Raw genomic sequence first — 21,880 nt, forward strand, 5'->3', positions numbered from 1 at the left:
AAATCTTGCCGTGGTCGAGATGAACCTGCTTAAGTCGCCGCCATGAAACGACGACACATCCTGGGGGCTCTGTTTGGCTCGGTCTTTTCGCTCACGATGTTCACGAAGAGCGCTCACGCCGTCGAACCCTGGCTCGATCGTCCCTTAACGCTTCCATCACTTCACGCCTCGGCGGACGTAGGCCTCGGCTTCGGGCAGCACGTAGATATCGCGGAATCCGCCGCCGCACGCGAGACCAAGCACAGTTGGGGCTCGGGCGCGAGCATGGAGGCCGCCGTCGGTGTCCCGATCTTGGGCGAGGTGGGCGTACGCACCGCCCTGCGCTTCGGCGACGGAGGCAAATCCGAGCCGGCGGCGGATCGCTTTGGCCGCCTCTTCGACAAGCAGACGTTCAACGGACGCGCCACGGGACACGACACCTTCGCCAACCCGGAGATTTTCCTCCGCGGCACCTTGGTCGACGTGAACATCGTCGCCGTCGGCCTCGAAACCCGTTTCAGCCTGCCCGCAGCGGACGACACGAAATTCGGTTGGGCGCCCGGCATTCCGGTGCGCGTCCGCATTCCCAACCTCGCCCGTCTCGATACGGGCATCTACGTTCCGTTCGTCTTCGACGACAAGACCATCTACTCCTTCGACATTCCCGCGCACCTCTGGTTCCAGTCGGACCAGCTCTTCTTCGGTCCGTTGGTCGGCTTCCGCTTCAATCACTTCCCCGTCGGAAACGATCAGAGCGAGAACGAGGGTACCCTTCGCATCGGCGGTGGCGTGGGCTACACGGTATTGAGCTTCATCGACTTGAAGGCGCAGGCGTATTTCGACCGCGTCAACAAGATCCCCGAAGGCTCCAACCTGGGCAACATGCTCGGTTTCGGCCTCGGGGCCGGTATCAACGTTCCTTGACGAACACGCGCGGGAAGGTGCGGGGGGCGCGCTTCTTTCGAAGACAACGCGTTGCTGCATCCATGTAGCAAACGCTAAACGCTCGCCGGGGCCGACCCGTGCTGTTGCGCCCCGAGCGATGCCAGATCTGATTGTGCAGAAGAATCACGTCGCCCGCGGACGCCGGCAGAGGAACCGCCGATTCGTTGGCGTGCTGCTCTTCGACGAAGTTCGCGCCCACGACGCCTCCGAGCGGCGTCACCAGGCCGCGGCGGTGGCTTCCGGGTAAAACCTCGACGCAGCCCGACTCGAGCGGCGCGTCATCGAGTGCGGTCCATATTTGCAGCGTGGGCTCGCGATCGAGGCCCCAAAAGCGCCCGCCGTCTTGGTGCCATGGCAACGGTGTGCCGCCCGTGGCGCTCTTGTTCATCACGATCGCGCGGTAGATCACCACGGCGTCCCCCACGACCGCGCGTGCGATGCGCTCGAAGACCGGATTCTCGATCCATGCGAGGTAAAGAGGATCGCGCTCGAGCTTCTCCAGCTTGCGGTAATCGAGGCTTGGCCCTTGGTAGCCGAGCCCGTAGGTCAGATCGTCGTAGTTGCCCGTATCGGAATCGAGCTGGAAGAAGAGCCCGGGGATCTGGATTTCCCCGAGCATCAACGCATTCGCGCGCTGCCGCAACCCATCCAGCGTCGCATCGTCCGCGATTTTTCCCAGCCGCGCGTAACCGTGCTCGTGAAAGTGCGCGATCGCGGTGTCTACGTCAGCGAGCATACGTAACGTCGGTACCCGTGAAGGCCAGGTGGAGCGCTTCCACCTGCTCCAAGGCCTCGGGCGAGGGCGTACGTTCGACAGCGTCGAGCGCGAAGTCGAGTTGCTCCACCGTCGCGGGGCCAAGCAAAATGGAATCGACCCCCGGCCGGTGCGCGAGCCACGAATACGCGAACGCGGCGAGCGACTGCCCTTGAGAGTCCGCAATTTTCCGCAGTTCCGCCACGTAGGAGAACATGGCCTCCGTCCAATAGCGGCGCTGGTAAATCGCATTCTTGTCGAATCGCGAGCCGGCGGTCACCTGCTCCTTCTGGTGATCGCGCGCGAGCAAACCGCCTGCCAACGCATTGTATACGGTGGTGTGAATCGGGTATTTGCGCGTGTACTTGAAATATTCGATATCCAGCTGGCGAATGAGCATGTTGTAGATCTGCTGCGCCATCACAGGATGTGCGATACCCAAATGGTCGCACGCGCGCTTGACCTCCATGATTTGCCAGGAGGCGAAGTTGGATATGCCGAAGTGCCGAATCTTGTTCGCCTCGAGCAACTCCTGGATGCCCTCCAGGGTGGACTCGATGGGGGTTTTCCAATCGGGGGCGTGGAGATAGTAGACGTCGATGCAGTCGGTCCCCAGTCGATCGAGGCTTTCGTCGCAGGCTTGCACGACGCTTTCGCGCTTGAGCCCTTCCGGCCTGCCGTCCCGTCGATCGAGACCGACCTTCGAGGCGATGAGGCACGCGTGCCTGCGGTGGCCGAGGGCGCGTCCCAAAATGCGCTCCGACTCGCCGCCCTCGTACATGTTTGCCGTGTCGAAGAAGGTGCAGCCACGCTCGATGGCGCGCAGAACGATGCGCTCCGCTTCGTCGGCCGACGTTCGCTTGCCAAAGTTCATCGTGCCAATGGCACAAGCTGCAGGCTTCTCAGCCAGCACACGAGGAGACGCCCATACGGAGGGGAGCATGGCGCCGGATGCTACATCGAAAGAAGAAAGGGGCAAGTGCCAAAGGCCCTTGCCCCTCCCTCACGGTCAGACGCTATCGAGCGCTGACAGGCGGGATGTGATCATCGCGCTTCGAAAACGTCACATGCGGATACCGACGGCCTCGCCTTTGTAGTGGTGGCCGATGGTGAGTGTCTGGAAGCGCGCACCTTCTTCTACGTGCGGACGCGTGGCGATCGCGTGATCGATCACGGCGAGCGCGTCGCGCAAGGACTCGGCCTCGAGCTGCAGCCGCGGCGGCCGCACGCGCGCGTTTCCGCGGCCAACTCTTTCGAGCATCAACTTGGTGAGCTGGATGACCTTCGTCCCTTGGGCGAGCTGCATAAGAGGACGGAACCACTCGTGCAACGTTTCAAATTCGCGCGACGCTTCACGCCCCGCGATGGCGTAACGGTGCAGGGCCACGCACTCCGTCGGGAACACGTTGATCAACCCGGAGATCCATCCGACCGCTCCGGCGCGGATCGAATCGACCACCGTTTCGTCATGCCCCGCGAGCACCTCGAGGCGGTGACCCAGCAGGTCGCGCAGGGTCGGGATGCGCGTGACGTCGGAGTGGGATTCCCGAACGGCCTCCAAGTTGGGAAAGGCATGGGCGAGCACCGTGATCTGCTCGGGCAGCAGGTCGGTGCGGTAGGCGGTGGGATTGTTGTAATAGACGCAGCGAAGGTCCGTCGCCGAGAGGACGGCGGCGATATGCGTCTGAATCTCCCGCGCGTCGACGCCGTAGACGAAGGGCGGCAAGATCATCAAACCGCGGCAACCCACGGCGCGGGCATGCTTGGCGAGAGCCACCGCTTCGGGGGTGCTGACGGCAAAGATGCCCGGAAGCACGGCCACGCGGTCGCTCACAGCGCGAACGCACGTTTCCAGGATTTGCCGCTTCTCGGAGTGCGTCAGGGTAGCGCCCTCCCCTAGCGAGCCCAAGGGGACGACACCGGCCACCCCCTGATCGGCGAGCCACCGGCACTGTTCCGCCAGGGCGCCATGGTCGACGGTCAGGTCGGCGTTGAAGGGCGTGGTCATAGCAGGAATCACGCCATTCCAGCGAACTCGCGCCTTTCGGCTCGATTTTGGGCTCGACTCCCGGGAGGAAGGAGCGCTCGGGATGCTCGGAAGGGATGCGCGGCTTTCGTCGGATCGGAGCTTCTCCACAGTGTTACGTGTGTGACGCTTGCCCGACTCAATTATGAGAAATTCTATCGCTTTGGCTTCATGACGCGCCGCGCAATACTTGCGGGTACATGTGGCACGATGAACGACGTCTCCCCGAGTACTGTGGCAATATCCGTGTATGGACTGCCTATTACGCTCAATTCGATGATTTCGTCATCGACGAATTGGGAATTGTGATAATGCCGTAGGGTCGTTCCTCGGACGAGTGGGTTTGCAGTCGGCCGCGAGATGAACCGCGCGCCTGTGTTCACTGCGAACGCCCTTGCGGGAGTCGAAGGCGGCCTACGGGCCACATTGGCTACTCACGCATGCCTCACATGGAGGTCTCGATGAATACGAATTTCGGGCGTCGACTCGGCAGGGTTATCGCACTGGCCGCGCTTCCCATCGTGGTGGTGCTCGCAGGTTGTTCCGGGGCATCGGAGGAGGAAGGCGCTGCGCCGGCCGGCGAAGAAGCGCAAACGGGACCGGTCCGCGCGACTCTTTCCGCGGATAAATTGAGCGTCGGCGGCAAAGAAGGCGTCAATGTGAAGGTCACCCTGACGAATGAGTCGGCGGAGACAGTGCGTCTATTGAAATGGGAGACGATTGCCGACGGGTTGAAAGAGCCTTTATTTGTTTTGACCCATGACGGCCAACCGGTGAAGTACCAGGGCGCTCATTACAAACGTGCCGAACCGACCGAAAGCGATTACCTGACGCTCGGACCGGGCGAGGCCCTCACCGGCAGCGTGGATTTGGCGCAATATTACGATATGTCCGCATCGGGCAACTACGATGTTCAATTCCGCCGCGACGATATTGTCTCCAACCATGTGACACTGCAAGCGGAGAGCCATATTTCACCCCAGTCGGCCCGGGCGGCCTTGCGCGGTGCAGAGCTGAGCACGCAGGCCGTCGACCTGGCAGCCGGCACCAAGTTCGTGTCATGCAGTTCGAGCCGCCAAAGCGGTATTAACACTGCATATTCGTCGGCTCAGACCTACGCGACCAACGCATCGAATTACGTCAATGATCACACCTCGGCGACCCTCCGCTACACCACGTGGTTTGGCTCGTACACGTCAGCGAGACACAGCACGGTCCAGAGCCATTTTTCCAAGATTAAGAACGCTTACTCTAGCCAGACCTTTACCTTCGACTGCACGTGCACGGACTCGAATACATATGCTTACGTCTATCCGGACCAAAGTTATTACATCTATCTCTGCGGCGCCTTCTGGAGCGCCCCGAACACGGGAACCGACTCCAGGGCCGGCACGATCATCCATGAGTCGAGCCATTTCACCGTACTGGGCGGCACGGACGATTACGTTTACGGCCAGAGCGGAGCCAAGAACCTAGCCAAGAGCAACCCCGGTCAGGCAGTCATGAACGCCGACAGCCATGAGTACTTTGCGGAGAACAATCCCGCCCAGCCGTGACGGCTCGCAATAAACGATAGACGCGATGGAACCCGCCTCGGCCAAGCCGAGGCGGGTTTTGCTTTATCGGAATAACTCACCGCAAACCGTCTCTCGATTGCGACGGATCGACAGCACCAAGCCTGAACGGCAACGCATGCGTAGACTCCAGAGTCTGCGAGTCGCGACGCGACTGTAGCCCTTTGATTTTCCATGGAACTCGGGTGCTCCGGTCGCGGACGAAGTCTACCCACGCGAGGCGTGCTATTTCGGAAGCCGTCAAGCTCCCATGCGCGCCAGCACCATCTCCTCCTTGTTCGGTCTAGGATTCTTCACCCTACTCGCCCTCGGTTTGGGAGGATGTCCACAGTCCACTTCGGAACCTTGCCAAGGTTCCCAGTGTCAGTTGCTCCAAGACGATGGTGGCGTCGAGGAGCGGACCAAACGCCCCGCTTCGCTCACAATCTCAAACGTGACGGTCGACGGGAATCCATCGCGAAAGGTCCGGCAAGGCTTTGGTGGCGCGCCAAGCAACGGCACGACGACCGTCCATCTCTTCGGAGCACATTTGGAATCGGCGACGAACGTGACGGTAGGAGATGGCCCGGATGCCTTGCCAGGCACAATTACGTCGAAGACTTCTACGGAACTTACCTTCACGGTAGGCATTCGCCACGGCGCCCCCATCGGCTCGCAGCAGGTGAAAGTAACAGCGCCCGACGCCTCTGCGACATTTGCTGACGCGATAGTGATCACAGCGATTACAGCCGCACCATCGGGGAGCGACGACCTGGATGTTGGGTTAGATTCGGCCGGAACCGACGAGGATCCGGTACGATCCATGGCCAAAGGCATCATGCTTGCCGCGGCAGGCGACACGGTGTTTTTGAAGAATGGCACTTACGACATGGATCACGGTGAGACGTTCGCAATCGCGACGAAGCACCAGCTGATTCCGAATGTACCACCGGACATCACCATTAAAGGGGAGAGCCGCAATGGCACCCTACTCCAGGGCCCTATCGTAACGGACTGCAGCATCTCCGATAACCATTTTGTCGGCTTGGCGACGGCGGGAATTGCTCGTATCGAGACACTGGGAATTTTCGGATTTTGCACGAGCGGCATTTCCGCAAAAAGTGGCGTTGCAATCAGAGAAGTCACGATACGTGGCGTAGGGACAGGCATTAGCGCAGGACCGAATGTCACGATCGACTCGGTCGACATCTCTGAAGCCGACGAGGGGGTCCTTCTTAGCAATCGAACCGGTGCGGTCACGATATCCAATAGCCATGTGCACCATAGCTCCACGGCTATTTACGGCGTTGCCGAGGGACATCTCGTCCTGATAGCGTCGGAAATCGATCACAGTGGTCCGCGCAATGACGTTCCCTCCCGTGGTGGGATTGTCGTCAGTGGCCCGACCACGATCGCGGACGTCAAGATTCACGAAAACGAATCTTTCGGTGTGACAACCTCGGAGTTTGGGTCGACGGTTCCGCTCGACATCACGAGAAGCCAGTTCTGGGGCAATCGGTCCGCGGCGATTTTCGTCAGCGCGCCGGGAACACTGAAAGTTCGCAGGTCGACTTTCAACCATGACTCGAAAGCGATCCATGTCACGAGTGATTCAACCGTAATCGATCTCGGAACACCCGATAGCCCTGGAGAAAACAGCTTCACCATCTGCTCAACATGTGATGGCGTCTTTGACGCGCGTCCTGCAGCAGTTGAACAACTTCGACCTATTACCTTGACGGGAAATATTTGGTCGGGCGGGGAACCTCCCAGAGGATGCTCGGACGTCGACCACCCGAGGAGAACGGATCCGCCTCGCCTGTGGCACATGGAGAATCCAGGCACCTGCGGGTCCAAAGGAAATGTGATCGTGAACTGAGCTGAGACATGCGGGCCGTCACAGTTTCTTCCTTGTTCATTGCGCTCTCTCACCCAGGTGGCCAAACTTGCGGCGGCGGGCGATACCGTGCTCCTCAAGGCTGGCACTTATGACATCGCCAATGGTGAGACGTTTCCGCGAACCCCATACGACTGGAACGTCCCCGATGATGTCACCATCCAGGGAGAGGGTTGGGACGCCACACTGCTCCGAGGTCCGGATGACGCAAATTGCGAAACCAATAGTGCACTCGTTCTGCAGGGAAGCGCGCGCATCCGAGCACTCGGCGTGGTCGCGTTCTGCAACGGTATCAGGAGCTCCACGAAAGGTGTTGTCGAGATCCAGGCCGTGAAAATACGAGGCACTCAAACAGCTGTGGAGCTTTCAACGAACGCGACCCTGGATTTAATGGATATCTCCAGCTCGAAAACCGCAATCAATTCGTCTCATGGCCCCCTTACAATCATCAATAGTCGTGTGCACGAAAATCGTTCGGGCATCCATGTGGACGACAGCATGCCCCTCGTGGTGACGGCATCGGAAATCGATCACAATTGTCGCGGAGAAAGTCCGGACGAAAGTCAGGCAATCCTTCTGAAGAATGAGGCGACACTCACGGACGTCCGAGTGCATGACAACGAGTGTCCCGGAATAAGAGTTTCGGCTGGCGGACTGACCGGTCCAATCGTTATTGCGAAAAGCTATTTCGATGAGAATAAGCCGGCGGCGATCACCGTTGATGCTGCCGTAAGAACGACGATTCGCGAATCGCACTTCTTCGAGCATAAGCAGGCCATTAGACTTAATGGAGAATCGAACCTCGATCTCGGCACCCCCGAGGAGCCGGGCAACAACAGTTTCACCGTCTGCGACACCTGCGATGCGATTTTCGATGCGCGACCGGCCCCGGCGCAAGGCTCGAATCCCATCACCGTGAAGGGAATTTCGTGGACGCGCGGAGGTGATGCGCTCCCCGTGCCGATGGGCTGCTTCGACACCGACTACCCCAAAGGCAGCACCTCCCCGCCCCGCCTTTGGCACATCGAACACCCCGGCCGCTGCGCCACCGCCACCGGGAACATCATCCTCAACTAACGCCCGCGCCCGTCGAGTCCGCCACACACCCGAGCTCGCTACCCGTGTAAAGACGTGCAAACCCGGGCGTGGAACCCCCGACCCCGTGCGTCTATTGGGCATGGCACTCAGTACGAACCACAAATCGATTGCAACCGTAGTTCTCTCTCTCCTCCTCACCGGCGCCATGGCCGTGCCCGCGTTTGCGGACGACAAGGGGCCGGCGGAGGTCTTCCCCATGAAGGCGGACGTCTTTCAGCAGAAGGTCGAGGCGCGCATTGCGAAGCACAAGGCGCACCTCGAGGAGCGCATTACCAATGACAAAGTAGACGCCACCAAGGCCAAGGAGATGCGCGATCGCTTCGATGCGCATACGGCGCAGATTCGCGCGGCCGTCGCGACCGCGGTGCAGGACGGCGTCGTTACGAAAGAAGAGGCGCAGGCCGTGCGCGCGGCGGGTGGCGGGCATCATCGCCACCCGGACGCGCAGAAGTAAGCCCGAGGATTACTCTCCCGCCAGCGGGTAGCTCGGGGTTACGTCCACGGGAATTCCCGTGAGGCCCGAGGTGGCCTTGGCGATGGGCGCGCTCTCGACGCCGTACTTTGCCAGCGCGGCGTCGACGCCGGCCTTGTCGCCGGTGGCTTGCAGCATGCACAAGTCGTGGACGAGCTTTCCAATCGACGCTTCCAACTTGGGAAGGTCGATGGAAAAGCGGCCGCTCGCATCGTCGAAGGAGACGGCGCCCTCCTCGAGGTAGCGGTTGATCTGGAGCGCGTTCCCCTGCCCGTGGGCCTCGGCCACGCCGAAGCGAACACCGCGCAGCAGGCCCGCGAAGTACGACACGAGCAACTTGTCGTGCAGCTCCTTGGGAAGCTCGCCGCGTTCGATCATGTAGAGAATGTTGTACGCGCCCATGACGTCGGCCTTGGCCTCTTCGACGGCCGAGTAGCTCGCCCCCAGCACGACGCGCACCTCGGTCTTTTTGCCGTTCGCATTGACGAAGGCGGGGCCCAACGAGTGCGAAAGCTCGTGGAAGAGCACCTCGTCGAAGAAGGCCTCCGCCGAGAGGTTCTCGAGTTGCGCAGGCACGAGAACGCGCTCGGCGATGGGGCGCAAAATGACGTCGAACTTCTTCTCGATGAGGTTGCGCAGCATGACCTTCTTGGCGCCCTTCTCTTTGCGAACGCGCTCGTCGTTCGGCAGGTTGAAGGCGATGGTCTGCACCGACTTGCGCGCGTCGCCCGCGGTAAACACCAGGTCGACCACGCGGATCGGGCTGGCCGCACCGCGCTTGGTCTGCACCTCCTTCGGGATGGGCAGGTGCGCTTCCATCGCGGGCAGCAGCTTCTTGTACCGCGCGAGCTTGGCCGATGCAGCCGGATCGGCCACCGTCACGAATGCCTCGTAGGAGGCCTTGCGCCCGAGCAGATCGTCCTCGTACGTCTCGTACGGGCCAATGGTGATTTCCACGAGACCGTCGAGATCCATCCAGGCCTTGTCCGAGGCGTAGTAGTCGTTGGACGAAAACGCGGCCGCGCGCGTCGTGAGGAACGTCTTCAGCGTCTTGTCCGACGTGAGCTTCGCCGCCTCCAGAAGAAGCCCGGCTGCAGGCTTCAACCATTCCGCGTAGGCCTCCGAGTACGGCGTCGCCACGAGCTTGTCACCTTCACGCGAGATGACCGTGCGCTCGGCCTCGAGCTTCGCCTTTTCGGCGGGGTGCGCAGCCACGTACGCGCGGAAGTCATCCGCGGTCAGATCCTCGGGGTAGAAGCCCGCGCCCTTCGGCCGCTCGCGATCGATGGCGAACGGTTTGAAGTGATCTTGCCGGTCCCAAGGCCCGCGCATGATATCGAAATACTCGAGCTTCGCCTTTCCCTCGGGCGACGTGTCGGTCACCAGCTTGGCGCGCACGTTGACGTTGTCGCGGTAGGCCTGGCGCGCGAAAAGCGGGTCGATCAGCTTGGCGGCCGCGATCAACTTGTCCAGCGCGGCCTTCTCCGAGGGCGGCAACTTCGAGACATCCGCCGTGAGCTTCACCGGTGCGAACTGCTTCACGCGCTCCGCGACCGAGGGCGCCCCCTTTTTCGGGGTCGAGCCCGACGCTCCCGATGTGTCGCCTGCGCCCGAGACCAGCGACGCCGGCGGCGTGGGCAGCGAGGCGCTGGGGACGGGCGGCGTCTCGGATGGCGCCGAGGAGGAGGAACCACACGCGGAGGCGAGAAACACCAAAGAGGAAGTCGCAACGAGGTGACGCAGCATGATCCGCCCGTCTTATCCCTTTGGTCGGCGGAGCGAAAGAGCTAGCTCACATGCAAAATCTCGAACGTGCGCGTCTGCTGCGGCGTCACGACTTCGGCCTCGTCCCCCTCGGAAAGGCCGAGAATGGCCGCGCCGAGAGGACTCGTCGTGGCCAGGGTGTGCACCTCGATCTTGCCCTCGTGAAGGCGCATGCCACCCGCCGCGGGCACCACGAAATAGAGCGTCTCCGTGGCATCGTGGCGGATTTTTACGATGGCCGAGACGACGATGGCGTCGCCGGGAGCCAAATCGCGAACCGGCATGCTGGCCAGGCGCGCGAGCGCCTGTTCGATTTCGCGCAGCCGCTCGACCTGTCCGCGCGCCACGTACGAATCCACGGTGGAGCGCATGTCCTTGTCGTTCTCGGGGCGATTCTCCTCGTGGGTGGCTGCCACGGCCGCATCGTGCGCCCGTTGCCGGGTGGCCTCGAGTTCCTTCGTGAGCTCCGCGCGGAGAGATTCGAGCAACTTTGCTTTGCGTTTGCTGGCAGCCATGTCACGAGCGAGCTTACACGTTGGCATGCCCCTCGAATGGTACAAACCGGTACCACCTGCGCTCGCTGGGAAGCCCATCAGTGCGTCACGCGCGCAACGGTGATGTTCAATCTTGCACGTATCGGCCATTACGTTCTTGATGGAGCGATCGTGCCGGTGGCTCTGGCTTTTCTCGGAATGGTGGTCACCTTTTTACGATGGAGACCGCCAGCCCATATGCACGCGCCATCGACCGCGGTAAGAATGCGCTGGAGATTTGCACCCACCTCATCTTTCGATACGCGCTTCTGTAGGAATGAAGTTCACGTTCGACTTGCCTGTCACCTTTCACCTGTCACTTACGGCGCGCTCCCATGAGGGGAGCCTCGGTGCGGACTGCATGACACGAGAAATTCAGCGGACACCACGATTGTGGTTGGGCTTGTGCTGGTGCGGTTGTGGTACTCTTGAAGGCTCCGCCTCTTCCGCTTCTAGGCTGGGGGGGAGATTGTGATGGAGTTTCACTGCAGCGATCCGAGCGCGATGGTACGAGCCGCAAACGTGCGAGCCACCTTGGATGCGTTCAAGCTCGTGCCAGGTCTCGGCCGTCGCATCGTCGAGAAACACGATCTTCGTATTTCGGATATGCGTCCGGACAATTTCATTCGTGTTCAGAATTGGTTGAACGCGCTGGAGGACATTCAAAATGTCGTCGGCCCCGCCAAGCTTCGCGATGTCGGGCGGAATGTGGTGGCGGCGGCGGACATTCCTCTAGGCCAGGACACGGAAGTGATCCTGATGAATCTGGACGGCATTTATTATCAGAATCACCGCGGCGACGTTGGCCACTACCTTTCGACGCGGCTGGAGGATGGCACCATCGAAGTTCGATGTGAGACGCCCTACCCGCGCAATTTCGAATGGGGTCTTATCGAGGGCTTCTGCCGTCACCGCGCCGCCGATAAAAAGCGCTACTCCGTCGAGTACATCGACGGCCCGTCCAAGGCGGCGCACACGTGCACCTTGGTGGTTCGCCTCCTTCAGATCTGACTCGAAAGAACTCGGTCTACAGAGCCTTCGCGCAGCGGAAGCCGATGCCGTGGCTCTGGGCCTTGGGGTCTTGCGCGTAGCGGAAAGAGGGAATGAGCCAGCTGGCGAAACTGCCATTGAAGGCGCCGCCTCGGATCACCTTCTTTTCGCCGGATGCGGGACCCGTCGGGTTTTCGAGATCGTCCGCTTTGTAGTCGCCGTACCAGTCGGCGGTCCATTCCCAGACGTTGCCCACCACGTCGAAGGGACCGAATCGCGAATTGCCGGCGGGGAATTTCCCAACGGGGGCCGTGGTGGCGTAGCCGTCGTCGGCGCGGTAAAGCGGCTCCAAGGCAACGCCGTGGGACTTGCCCCACGCCACGCATTCCGATCCGCACGCGTTCAAGTGCCCGGCGGTGGGCTCTTCGTCGCCCCACGGGTACATGCGTCCATCGGGGCCGCGCGCCATGTATTCCCACTCGGCCTCGGTGGGTAGGCGCTTGTCCTGCGCCTTGCAATAGGTCGCCGCCATCTCCCAGCCGATGCAGTTGATCGGGTGATCGCCCTTCGCGGGATCGGCGATGGTGCACAACGACGCGTAGAGCTTTTTGTCCGCGCGGGTGATGTCCGGCCAATCGACCTCGGCGGAGGCCCGGCGGCATTTGCCAACATCCGAACAGGCTTTGTAATCCTTCGCCGTCACCTCGTAGAGATCCATGCAGAATGCACCGAGTTTGACGTTGTGCGATGGCTTTTCGTTCGCTTGCGCATCCTTGCGGTCCGAGCCCATGAAGAACTGGCCCGCAGGGATCTTCGCCATGTTGGCCGGACACACGGGTTCGGGCGCCGGTGCCGGCGCAGGAACGGCGGGCACCGAAGCACTCGACACGGGCGGCTCGGAGCGCGCGGGCTTTTGCCCCAGGGTGAAAAACGCCGTGAGCGCACCGGCACCGACGACGGCCGCGCCCGCACCGAGCAGGAGCCCCAACTTGCTCTTCGACGCGGGCGTCGGTGCGGGGATCGGCCCCGGGGTCTGCGAGACGAGCACCGCGCCCGATCCCGTCGAGACGTGCGGCAGAGGAGGCAACGGAGGCAGAGGAGCCACGGGCAGCGGCGTCGGTACGGACGCGACCGTCGCGCGAAGGCTCGGATCATCGGGCAACGCGTACGCCGACGGCCCGCGTGTCGCCATCACGAGCGCGTCGAGGAACTCGCCCGCGCGGGCGTAACGCTCCGTCGGCTGAACGGCCAGCGCCTTCGAGAACACCTGCTCGACGGCATCCGACACGGGAATGCCCAAGGTGCGCGGCGTCGGACGCCGCTTCACGTCGGAGGAGGTCATGGCGAGCTGCACGAGATCGTCGCCCTCGAGAACGGGCGCCCCGCGCAGCATTTCGAGGCCCACCAACGCGAGCGCGAACACGTCGGTCCAGGGGCCCGTAGCACCGTAGGTTCGGCTGAATTGCTCGGGCGCTCCGTATGCGGGGCTGAACGACTTGACGCTCGCCCCCGTCTTGGCCAACGCAGCCTGCAGCTGCGTGTTGTCGGCCATCATCTTGGCGACGCCGAAGTCGAGCACCTTGATGGTCGCGCGACCGCTGCGTGGCTCGGCCCCCACCACGAACAGGTTGGCCGGCTTGATGTCGCGGTGCGCGATGCCGCGCATGTGCGCGATGTCCAGGGCGTTGGCCACGGGCGTGAGCACGCCCATCATCTCCGCGATCGTCCACGGAGGCATGCCCACCTCGCGCTCGCGCAGCAGCACATCGTCGAGCGACAGTCCGTCGAGCCATTCGAGCACCATGAACGGCACCCAGTGGCCCTGCGGCGAAATGTACGTTCCGATATCGCGCGCTTGCACGATGCTCGCGGTTTGGCTGCTCAGCTCCGTGAGGAGCGCGCCCTCTTGCACGAAGGCCTGCATGAACAGCTCGCGCTGGTCGAGCCGGGAGGCGGCAAGGCCGTGGAAGAACTTGATGGCAACCGGCTTGTTCCAAATCGTGTGGATCGCCCGGTAGACGATGGCAAAGCCGCCCTCGCCGACGGCTTCTTCGATCCGATATTTCTCCGCCACCACTTGTCCCGTGAGGTGGAGCGGGTCGCTGGGCCGGGTCATCGTCATCGCCATGCTCCCAGATGCGCGCCACATAACGCAACATCTCGCGTTAGATTGCGATGTCCTTCATGGGTTCCGGCCTCGGCGATAGTCAATCCACGAAATCTCGGCATTCTGGCCCGGCTCCATTTTGGGGTCTGGTCAATCGATCGGCCATCACCCTCGGGGCGATTCTCGCCGCGCATACCATGCTGGAAACGGCGCGCGACACGCTCTTTCTCGAAAAAGTTCCGCTTCGGCATTTGCCGTGGATGTACATGGCCATCGCTGCGCTCTCGGTGGTCCTGGTGGTGTTTCCCCGGAGCGGCGGCAGGTCGGAGAGCAAGTCGGAGGCCAAGCGGGCGTGGCTCGGGGCAGGCCTTGGTGCGGCGGCGCTCGGCACCGCGGTCTTCGGGGTTTTCGCCTCCGGATCGGTGCGTGGATTCTATTACGCGCTGTACCTGTGGTCGGGGCTCGTAGGGGCCACCGCGGTCACCCAATTTTGGTCGACGATGGCGCGCCTTTTCACCATGGGCGAGGCCAAGCGCGTGTACGCCCGTATCAATCTGGGCGGAATTCTCGGCGGGGTCTCCGGCGCAGCGCTCGCGCGGGGGCTCTTTTTGGTCGCGCCCGCCCGCGCGCTGCTTTTTCTCTCGGCGGCGACGTTCGCGGGGGCGGGCATTCTCTCGGTCCTTTCGGCAACGCGCGCGGCGGCTGCCGTGGCGCCCGAGCCGGAGACGCAGACCAGCCAAAAGGCCGTGCAGCCGGCGCTGTTTCGCGACGTGTTCGACAACATGTACCTGCGGCGCATCGGGGCGATGGCGCTCACCGCGACCATCACGCTCACCCTGCTCGACTACGTCTTCAAGCGGGGCCTCGTCGCGCGCGTGCCCCCGGAAAATTTGGGCGGGACGCTGGCCAGCGTGGCGTTGGCCACGAATGTGTGCAGTGCGATCGGTCAGAGCTTTCTCGTTCCCCGCATCATCCGCACGCACGGTGCGGTGGGCTCGCTCACCGTGTTTCCCGTGCTTTTGCTCGCCGGCGCGGTGGGCGGCACGCTCGGGCCTGCGGTGGCCCTGTCGGTGGCCATGCGCCTCGTGGACGGCACCTTGCGATTTTCGCTGCACCGCACGGCCGTGGAGCTGCTCTTCGTGCCGGTGAAAGAGTCGATTCGCACCCGCGCGAAAACCCTGATGGACGTGGTCACCCAACGCGGAGGGCAGGCCTTGGCCTCGGTGGCGATCTTGCTCCTGCCCACGCAAATCCCGCTCCGCGTCCTGACCGCGGTGCTTGCGGTGGGGTCGGCCATCTGGATCTACCTCGTGCAGCGACTGCGCGCACCCCACGTGGAGCTTTTTCGCGCCATGGTGGAAGAGGGCTCCATCACGACGCGCGTGAAGCTGCCTCCCCTCGATCTGACGAGCGTCGAGGTTCTCGTGGGTGCGTTGAGCAGCGCCGACGACAACGAGGTCATCACGGCGATGGAAGTCCTTGCCGACCGGAACAAGGTGCCGCTCATACCTACGCTCATTTTGTACCATCCGAGCGCGCGCGTGGTGATCCGCGCGTTCGAGATCTTCATCGCGGCCAACCGGCGCGATGCGGGCACCTTTGCCTGGCGCTTGGTCAACCACGAGAACCCCGACATCCGGGTGCGCGCGGTGCATGCGGCGGCGGCGCTCGCTTTCGATGCCGAGCGAGTGCGCGCGCAATTGCGCGATCCCGATACCGGAGTGCGCGCAACGGCCATGGTGGAGCTCTGGGGGCGCGGACTGCAGAACGAAGAGGACATCGCGTGGGTGAAGACCATCTTCGCGGAAGGCGGTGATGTGCGCGCGCAGGGGGCCATTCTGACGGCGCTGTCCACGACCCGCGCGCGTCCGCTGCTGCTCGCCGCCCTGCCGCTTGCTCAATGCGGCGATCTCGAAATCAAGGCGGCCATCGCCCGCGCGCTGGAGACCGATCCGGCACCGGAGGCGATGCCCGCGCTCATCTCCATGCTGGAGCACCACCGCACGCGGGAGCCGGCGCGGCGGGCGCTGGTTGCCGCGAAGACGCAGGCGCTCGAGGCGCTCCAGGCCGCGCTCGAGAACCCGAACATGGCGCGCGAGGTGCTCGTGCACGTGCCGCGATCCATCAGCCGGTTCGAGCCCGATCGGGCGATGCCCATTCTGCTGCGCGTCCTCGAAACGCACCCCGATGGGACCGTTCGCTACAAAGCGCTTCGCGGCCTCGGTCGCCTGGTCGCCAATGGCGCCAAAGTCGACGTCGACATTCCGCGGCTGATGCCGCTGTTCGAGCGCAACCTGGGGCAGGCCCACCTGACGCTGGCGTGGTACGAGAGCCTCATGGACGCGACCACGTCCGACGACGGATTGAAGGCCGAGCACGAGCTGCTCGCCACCTTGCTCATCGAGCAGGTGGTGCACGCGCTCGAGCGCATTTTCCGCCTGATCGGGCTCACCAATCCAGGAGAAGACTGGGAGCAAGTCGTCGCGGCGCTCAAGAGCAAGAACGCGCGCATGCACGACAGCGCGCGCGAGCTCGTGGAAAATGTCGTGGACGAGCCACTCCGCGGGAGCCTCGTGCCCTTGCTCGATGCGATGCGCGCTTCGGTCGAGTCGCGGCGTTCCCTCGTCCGCGTGCCCATCGGCGACAGCGGCCTCGCCGCCCTGCTGGACGAAATGGTCCGCGGCAGCGATCGCACCGTGCGGTCCATCGCCGCCCACTATGCCGCACGCTTGCAGGCAGCCCAGGCCAGCTGACACGGGACCATGCACTTCGTCGACCGCATCGATCGCCTTCTCTTCCTTCGTACGGTGCCGCTCTTTGGCGACTTGCCCCAGGAGCGCCTGGCGTTGCTCTCCGAGCACATGCAGGAAATCTTCGTGCCGGCCGACACCGTCTTTCAGCGCGAGGGCGACACCATCGGTCAGCTTCGCATCGTGGTGGAGGGCAACGTGCAGGGCTTTCTGCAGAGCGGCGAGTCATGGACCATGCCGATGCACGCCGTACTCGGTGTGTTCGAGTTCTTCGCCGGCCGCTCGCACCAGTCGCTGCGCACCACCTCCGACAGCGTGATGCTGGAGATATCGACGTTGGCGCTACGAGGTATTCTGGAAGACTATTTCGATGTCGTCGTTCATACGTTTCGCGGCCTCACGCGCATTCTCATGCATTTTCTCAGCGAGTACTGGCTCGAGATACCTCTGCGCGATCTGACAACGCCACCCAATCCGCCGCCCATTCCCACGAACCCCGATGTGGTGGACCAGATTCTCATTTTGCGGCACGTTGCACTTTTCGAGCGTGCCAGCGTGGACGGGCTGGCCGCGCTTTGCCGGACTACGAGAATCGTGCACTTCGCGGCGGGTGAGCGCATCTGGACGGCCGGGGACGCGGAGACCTGGGGCGGCGTCATCCTCGCTGGGTCGATCCTCACCCGGAACAACACGCTCTTGAAACGGAGCGGTGAGATCACGTTCGGTCCTCTTTCGCCGCCCGGTCTTCTCGAGTTGCTCGCACATCGCCCTCGCTTCTACGACGCCTATGCGGAAAAGGAGCTGGTGATCCTGAGGATCGATTTGGACGACTTTTACGATGCGCTCGAAGATCACTTCGACATGACCATGGAATGCCTCGGGGCCTTCGCCTCGGCGGCGATGAACGTGTTCGAACGCCTCGGGCGCGCGCGGCTGGAGCAGATGCGGCAGGCAGGCGCCGCCCCGACGATTTCCTTCGTCGTCGACGGAGCCCCCATCTCGGTGCCCCACGCGTCCTCCTCGCTCTTCGAGGCACCTCCCGAATCGGTGCGCAGCGCTCGATGACGCACACAAGGTGCGGAGCGTCCTCCAATGGATCGCTCGACCTCCATGGCTTCCCGTGCGTGCAATGAGTGGACGCTTCCCCATGAACGGAATAGCTATCGGGCAAAGCACTATTTGGTTGTTGCAAACGTAACTTTTCGATTGGAGCGATTGGCTCGGTCACTGCACGGAGGGAACTGTGATTTCCGCACCCGATAGTCGTGCCAGCATCCTGACAGAAGAAGACGATCCCATCGAACATCGCCCTCGAGCGCCCTATCCGAAGCGCTCGTGTGACTCTTCCGCGTTGATCTTCCACGATCCCGATCGGCCGGACGCGGATTGGACCGAAGAGGCCGAAACTTTACCCATGCGGCCGCGGCTGCTGTCTTTTCATGCCGTGGAGGCGCTGCTCGATGCGGCGTTTCCGCAGGTTCGACAGCTGCGAAGGAAACGCGCCGCGCGGCGGAGCGAGATCGATATCCCCACGCGCGTGCGTCCCGATCTCACCGCGTCGGCGGCGCTATCCAAACTGAACCACGCTTTGACGACGAACGCGCCGACCATTCGCGAGAAGCCACCGGATCGATCGGGGGTCGTTCGCGCCGTGTCGAAAAAGAACGCAACGTGGCTCGCGTGGGTGGTGCGAATTCCCGCCGCGGTGGCATTGGGCATTCTATTTGGAACGCTGATCGCCATTTTCATTTATGGCGAGGACATCGTGTTTCGCGACTTGGAAAGCGCCGTCGATGCGCCGCCACGCGCTTCCGTGGAGCCGGCGTCGATGGGTCCCCCTGCCCCGCTGCCGTTGACCGTGTCCATTGCGCCGGTGGCTTCGTCGGCCCCGCCCGCGGCCTCGTCCTCCGCGCCGGCGAGCGTGCCGCCACCGGTGAAGAAGATCGAGAAGACCAAAAAGCCGGCGGCCACCCCGGCTACCAGCAAAGAGAAAACGAAGGACACCAAAGTGACCACGCCGCCGAAGGCCGCGCGCCCGGAGGTGTCACGCCCGGAGACTTCGCGCCCCGAGGCGCCGCGTACCGAGGCGCGTGTCCCGCAAGCGGCTCCCCCCGTTGCCGACAAGACACCGGCGCCCATCAATCCGGCAGCCGACGACAAGGCGATGAAGCGGGAGAAGGCGCTGGCGGAGGCCGCACGCAAGCTCGCCGAAGGGCAGCTTTCGCAATCATTGGCTCGTTGAGCCGTCGAAAATTCCGTTCGCCTCGCCTAGCATGGCGCCATGAAATGCTGTGCGACCTTCGTCGTCGCGGCCGCGCTGCTGGCGGCAAGACCGGCCGCCGCGCAAGGCTCGTCGGGCTCGTCGGGCTCGTCGGGCTCGTCTGCCATGGCCGAAGCGCTCTTCTTGGAAGCGAAGCGCCTGTTGAATGCGAAGCGCGTATCGGAAGCGTGCATCAAGTTCGCAGAAAGCCAGCGCCTCGAACCTGCAACGGGCACCTTGCTCAATTTGGCCAATTGCCATCAGCTCGAAGGCAAAAAGGCGACCGCCTGGGCGGAGTTCATCCAAGCCGCCGAGCAGGCCGAGCAAAAAGGCCAAACCGATCGTGCGAAGTTTGCCCACCAACAGGCCGACCAGTTGAAGGACAAGCTTCACATGGTGGTCTTCGTCGTCAAAAAGCCATCCGCCCAAATGGAGGTGAAGCTCGATAAGCAAACATTGGGCAATGCGGCTTTGGGCACACCCCTTCCCATCGATCCGGGCGAACATCGCGTGACCGTGTCGACGCCCACGCGGACGTGGGAGCACGTGATGACGACGCCCCCGGATGCAGGGACGTCGCACGTGGAGATCCCCTCGCTCGAGGACGCGCCGCTGGTCGTGGTGAACGAGCCCCGACCCATCGCGTCCGTCGCGTCCGTGCCGCATGACCGCGGCGCCGCCCATGGCCGGCGCAACGCAGGTCTCATCGTGGGAGGCGCCGGCGTCCTTGCATTGGGGACCGGCATCGTCTTGGGCGTGCGGTCGGTGCTGCTGGAAAATCAGGCCGACGACGAGGAGGCCACCGCAAAGAGGTTTCCGCCGGGCAACATCAACGAGCAGCGCCAGCGGGAGGCGAGCCTCCGCGATCGCGACGACGCCTCGACGAATCGAACCATCGGCTTCATTGCCGGCGGCGCGGGCATCGCCGCACTCGGCGTGGGGATCTACCTCCTCGCGACGGCGAAAAGTGAGCCTTCCACGAAGACGGAGGGCATTCGCGACGTGCGCATCACGCCGCTGGCCGGGCAGCACGGCAGCGGCGTGAGTGCGTCGTTCGCCTTTTGATTACGACGCGAACGCGGCTCGGTACGCGTCGAGAACGCGGGCGTGCACGGTCTCCAGATCGGCCTCGGCATCGACGGTGGCAACGCGGTCGTTGGGCAGATAGCGCGTGATGTTCTTGTAAAATGCCGCCAAGGCGCGCTGCACTTCGTTTTGCTCGTAGAGCTGGGCCGCCTCACCGCGGTGGGCCCGGCGCTCGGCAGCGCTGTCCGGAGCAATGTCGAGCACGATGGTCAGGTCCGGGCGACGCGCGTAGCGGTTCAACGAACGGATCCACGAGAGAGGATCGTCCGTGGCATGGCCACTGGTCACGCTCTGGTACGCGAGGCTCGAGGCATCGTAGCGATCCGAGATGACGATGCCTCCCTGGGCGATGAACGGCAGAATTTCCGACTGGACGTGATCCATGCGGTCGGCCGCGAATAGAAGGGCCATCGTCTCCCACCCCGGGGCGGACGGCGGCTCGCCGGGGGCGGTGGGCGGCGCCACGATGCGTCCGGTGAGCACTTGGCGGATGAAGGCTCCGATGGGCCCGTCGCTCGGCTCACGGGTTGCGCGCACACGACGGCCCTCCCGGCGCAGCGCCTCGGCGAGCTTCGCCGTTTGCGTGGTGGTGCCGGCACCGTCGATGCCCTCGAGAACGACGAAATGACCTGCGATGGCGCTCATGATGTTGCCCCCGGAAGCGGGTCCTCGCCCAGCACGACGTTGTCGATGAGACGCGTCCTTCCAACGTGACAGGCAATGGCCAGCAGCGCCCTCCCCTTTCGTGCGATGGGCGACTCGAAGGCCGACAGCTCGTCGGGGTCGACCACCTCGACGTAGTCGATGCGATCGGCCACCGCCTGCACCTCGCGGTGGGCATGCTCGCGCAGCACCGCCGCGTTGCGCTCACCGCCTTCGAAGGCGTTCCACGCGGCGCGGAGCCCTCGGGACAGGCCGAGCGCTCGCTCGCGTTCGGTGCTCGACAGGTACGCGTTGCGGGAGCTCAGGGCCAGACCGTCGACCTCGCGCACGATGGGGTGGCCCACGAGCTCGATGGGAAGAAAGAGATCGCGCACCATTTTTTTCAGGACGGCGAGCTGCTGGTAGTCCTTCTTGCCGAACACCGCGACGCATGGGCCGGAGAGCGCGAACAGCTTCGCAACGACGGTGGTCACACCCTCGAAGTGCCCCGGACGGAAGGCCCCGCAAAGCGGTTCGGTCAAGCGCTGCACGCGAACGCGGGTCTGCTCGCCCTCCGGATACATCGCCGTGGCCTCGGGGGCGAACACGAGATCGACGCCCAAACCGGACAATTTTTCGACGTCGCTCAGAAAATCACGCGGATAGGCAACGAAGTCTTCGTTTGGGCCGAACTGTGTTGGGTTGACGAAAATGGACACGACGATGAAGGGAGGCGCTGCCCCCTGGCCTTCAATATGGCCTTCAGTATGCCCTTCGGTGTGCTTGGAGCCGACGAGCTCACGAGCCTTTGCCACCAGGGCCAGGTGCCCTGCGTGGAGAGCACCCATGGTAGGCACAAACCCTACATTGGCGCCGGACCGACGGGCAGCCTCGCAGGCCGCTCGAAATTCGGCGGGGGTTTTTGCAATGACCGGGGAAACGCGGGAAACGCGAGGGAGTGGCGATGCCATTGGACGTGAGACCGTAGTACGGTTCGCCGCCCGCCGCCCGTATCACGTGTGTT

Annotated in this window: 18 protein-coding genes; 10 read left to right on the forward strand and 8 right to left on the reverse strand. The window is 63.1% G+C overall.

Annotated elements, in window-relative coordinates:
• Window positions 1–42 precede the first annotated feature (42 nt).
• Window positions 43–903 (forward strand): hypothetical protein, encoded by an 861-nt coding sequence (locus LZC95_24845; protein ID WXB00031.1) that lies wholly within the window; start codon window positions 43–45, stop codon window positions 901–903.
• Here the strand turns inward: LZC95_24845 and LZC95_24850 are convergent.
• The 3 genes from LZC95_24850 to LZC95_24860 all read right to left on the reverse strand — a co-directional run bounded on the left by LZC95_24850 (window position 890) and on the right by LZC95_24860 (window position 3,686).
• Window positions 890–1,660: a phytanoyl-CoA dioxygenase family protein gene (locus LZC95_24850; GenBank protein WXB00032.1), complete on the reverse strand. Its 771-nt coding sequence runs from the start codon at window positions 1,658–1,660 to the stop codon at window positions 890–892. The genes LZC95_24845 and LZC95_24850 overlap by 14 nt on opposite strands.
• Window positions 1,650–2,552: an aldo/keto reductase gene (locus LZC95_24855; protein WXB00033.1), complete on the reverse strand. Its 903-nt coding sequence runs from the start codon at window positions 2,550–2,552 to the stop codon at window positions 1,650–1,652. The genes LZC95_24850 and LZC95_24855 overlap by 11 nt, the downstream gene beginning before the upstream one ends.
• A gap of 189 nt (window positions 2,553–2,741) precedes the next feature.
• Window positions 2,742–3,686, reverse strand: coding sequence for a dihydrodipicolinate synthase family protein (locus LZC95_24860; protein WXB00034.1), 945 nt, complete (start codon window positions 3,684–3,686; stop codon window positions 2,742–2,744).
• A 479-nt stretch (window positions 3,687–4,165) separates the two neighbouring features.
• Here LZC95_24860 and LZC95_24865 point away from each other — a divergent pair, with 479 nt between their 5' ends.
• The 4 genes from LZC95_24865 (at window position 4,166) to LZC95_24880 (ending at window position 8,706) form a co-directional block, all read left to right on the forward strand.
• Window positions 4,166–5,260, forward strand: coding sequence for a M35 family metallo-endopeptidase (locus LZC95_24865; protein ID WXB00035.1), 1,095 nt, complete (start codon window positions 4,166–4,168; stop codon window positions 5,258–5,260).
• A 268-nt stretch (window positions 5,261–5,528) separates the two neighbouring features.
• A complete protein-coding gene (locus tag LZC95_24870; GenBank protein WXB00036.1) occupies window positions 5,529–7,136 on the forward strand; it encodes a right-handed parallel beta-helix repeat-containing protein in 1,608 nt (535 codons plus the stop codon).
• A gap of 57 nt (window positions 7,137–7,193) precedes the next feature.
• The gene (locus LZC95_24875; GenBank protein WXB00037.1) at window positions 7,194–8,231 is read left to right on the forward strand and encodes a right-handed parallel beta-helix repeat-containing protein; all 1,038 of its coding nucleotides are present in this window, start codon (window positions 7,194–7,196) and stop codon (window positions 8,229–8,231) included.
• 100 nt (window positions 8,232–8,331) lie between these two features.
• Window positions 8,332–8,706, forward strand: a complete 375-nt coding sequence (locus tag LZC95_24880) for a hypothetical protein (GenBank protein ID WXB00038.1) — start codon at window positions 8,332–8,334, stop codon at window positions 8,704–8,706.
• A gap of 9 nt (window positions 8,707–8,715) precedes the next feature.
• Here LZC95_24880 and LZC95_24885 read toward each other — a convergent pair whose 3' ends face one another.
• On the reverse strand, window positions 8,716–10,470 hold the full coding sequence (locus LZC95_24885; protein WXB00039.1) for a hypothetical protein: 1,755 nt from the start codon (window positions 10,468–10,470) through the stop codon (window positions 8,716–8,718).
• A 41-nt stretch (window positions 10,471–10,511) separates the two neighbouring features.
• On the reverse strand, window positions 10,512–11,003 hold the full coding sequence (locus LZC95_24890) for a GreA/GreB family elongation factor (protein ID WXB00040.1): 492 nt from the start codon (window positions 11,001–11,003) through the stop codon (window positions 10,512–10,514).
• A 540-nt stretch (window positions 11,004–11,543) separates the two neighbouring features.
• Between LZC95_24890 and LZC95_24895 the strand changes: the two genes are divergently transcribed.
• Entirely contained in the window at window positions 11,544–12,032 is a 489-nt protein-coding gene (locus tag LZC95_24895) for a hypothetical protein (protein ID WXB00041.1), read from the forward strand.
• Between the two features lie 16 nt (window positions 12,033–12,048).
• Here LZC95_24895 and LZC95_24900 read toward each other — a convergent pair whose 3' ends face one another.
• Window positions 12,049–14,133 carry a bifunctional serine/threonine-protein kinase/formylglycine-generating enzyme family protein gene (locus LZC95_24900; protein ID WXB00042.1) on the reverse strand — a complete coding sequence of 695 codons (2,085 nt, stop codon included), beginning with the start codon at window positions 14,131–14,133 and terminating at the stop codon, window positions 12,049–12,051.
• 182 nt (window positions 14,134–14,315) lie between these two features.
• Between LZC95_24900 and LZC95_24905 the strand changes: the two genes are divergently transcribed.
• The 4 genes from LZC95_24905 to LZC95_24920 all read left to right on the forward strand — a co-directional run bounded on the left by LZC95_24905 (window position 14,316) and on the right by LZC95_24920 (window position 20,193).
• Entirely contained in the window at window positions 14,316–16,871 is a 2,556-nt protein-coding gene (locus LZC95_24905; GenBank protein ID WXB00043.1) for an MFS transporter, read from the forward strand.
• 9 nt (window positions 16,872–16,880) lie between these two features.
• Complete coding sequence (locus tag LZC95_24910) at window positions 16,881–17,933, forward strand: hypothetical protein (protein WXB00044.1); 1,053 nt, start codon at window positions 16,881–16,883, stop codon at window positions 17,931–17,933.
• Between the two features lie 178 nt (window positions 17,934–18,111).
• A complete protein-coding gene (locus LZC95_24915; GenBank protein ID WXB00045.1) occupies window positions 18,112–19,110 on the forward strand; it encodes a hypothetical protein in 999 nt (332 codons plus the stop codon).
• Between the two features lie 39 nt (window positions 19,111–19,149).
• Window positions 19,150–20,193 carry a hypothetical protein gene (locus tag LZC95_24920; protein WXB00046.1) on the forward strand — a complete coding sequence of 348 codons (1,044 nt, stop codon included), beginning with the start codon at window positions 19,150–19,152 and terminating at the stop codon, window positions 20,191–20,193.
• Here LZC95_24920 and tmk read toward each other — a convergent pair whose 3' ends face one another.
• Together tmk and panC are read right to left on the reverse strand one after the other, a co-directional pair.
• Window positions 20,194–20,859, reverse strand: coding sequence for a dTMP kinase (tmk, locus tag LZC95_24925; protein ID WXB00047.1), 666 nt, complete (start codon window positions 20,857–20,859; stop codon window positions 20,194–20,196).
• Window positions 20,856–21,827 (reverse strand): pantoate--beta-alanine ligase, encoded by a 972-nt coding sequence (gene panC / locus LZC95_24930; protein WXB00048.1) that lies wholly within the window; start codon window positions 21,825–21,827, stop codon window positions 20,856–20,858. The genes tmk and panC overlap by 4 nt, the downstream gene beginning before the upstream one ends.
• Between the last annotated feature and the right edge of the window lie 53 nt (window positions 21,828–21,880).

It is taken from the genome of Sorangiineae bacterium MSr12523, assembly GCA_037157775.1.
Lineage (GTDB): Bacteria > Myxococcota_A > Polyangia > Polyangiales > Polyangiaceae > Pendulispora > Pendulispora brunnea.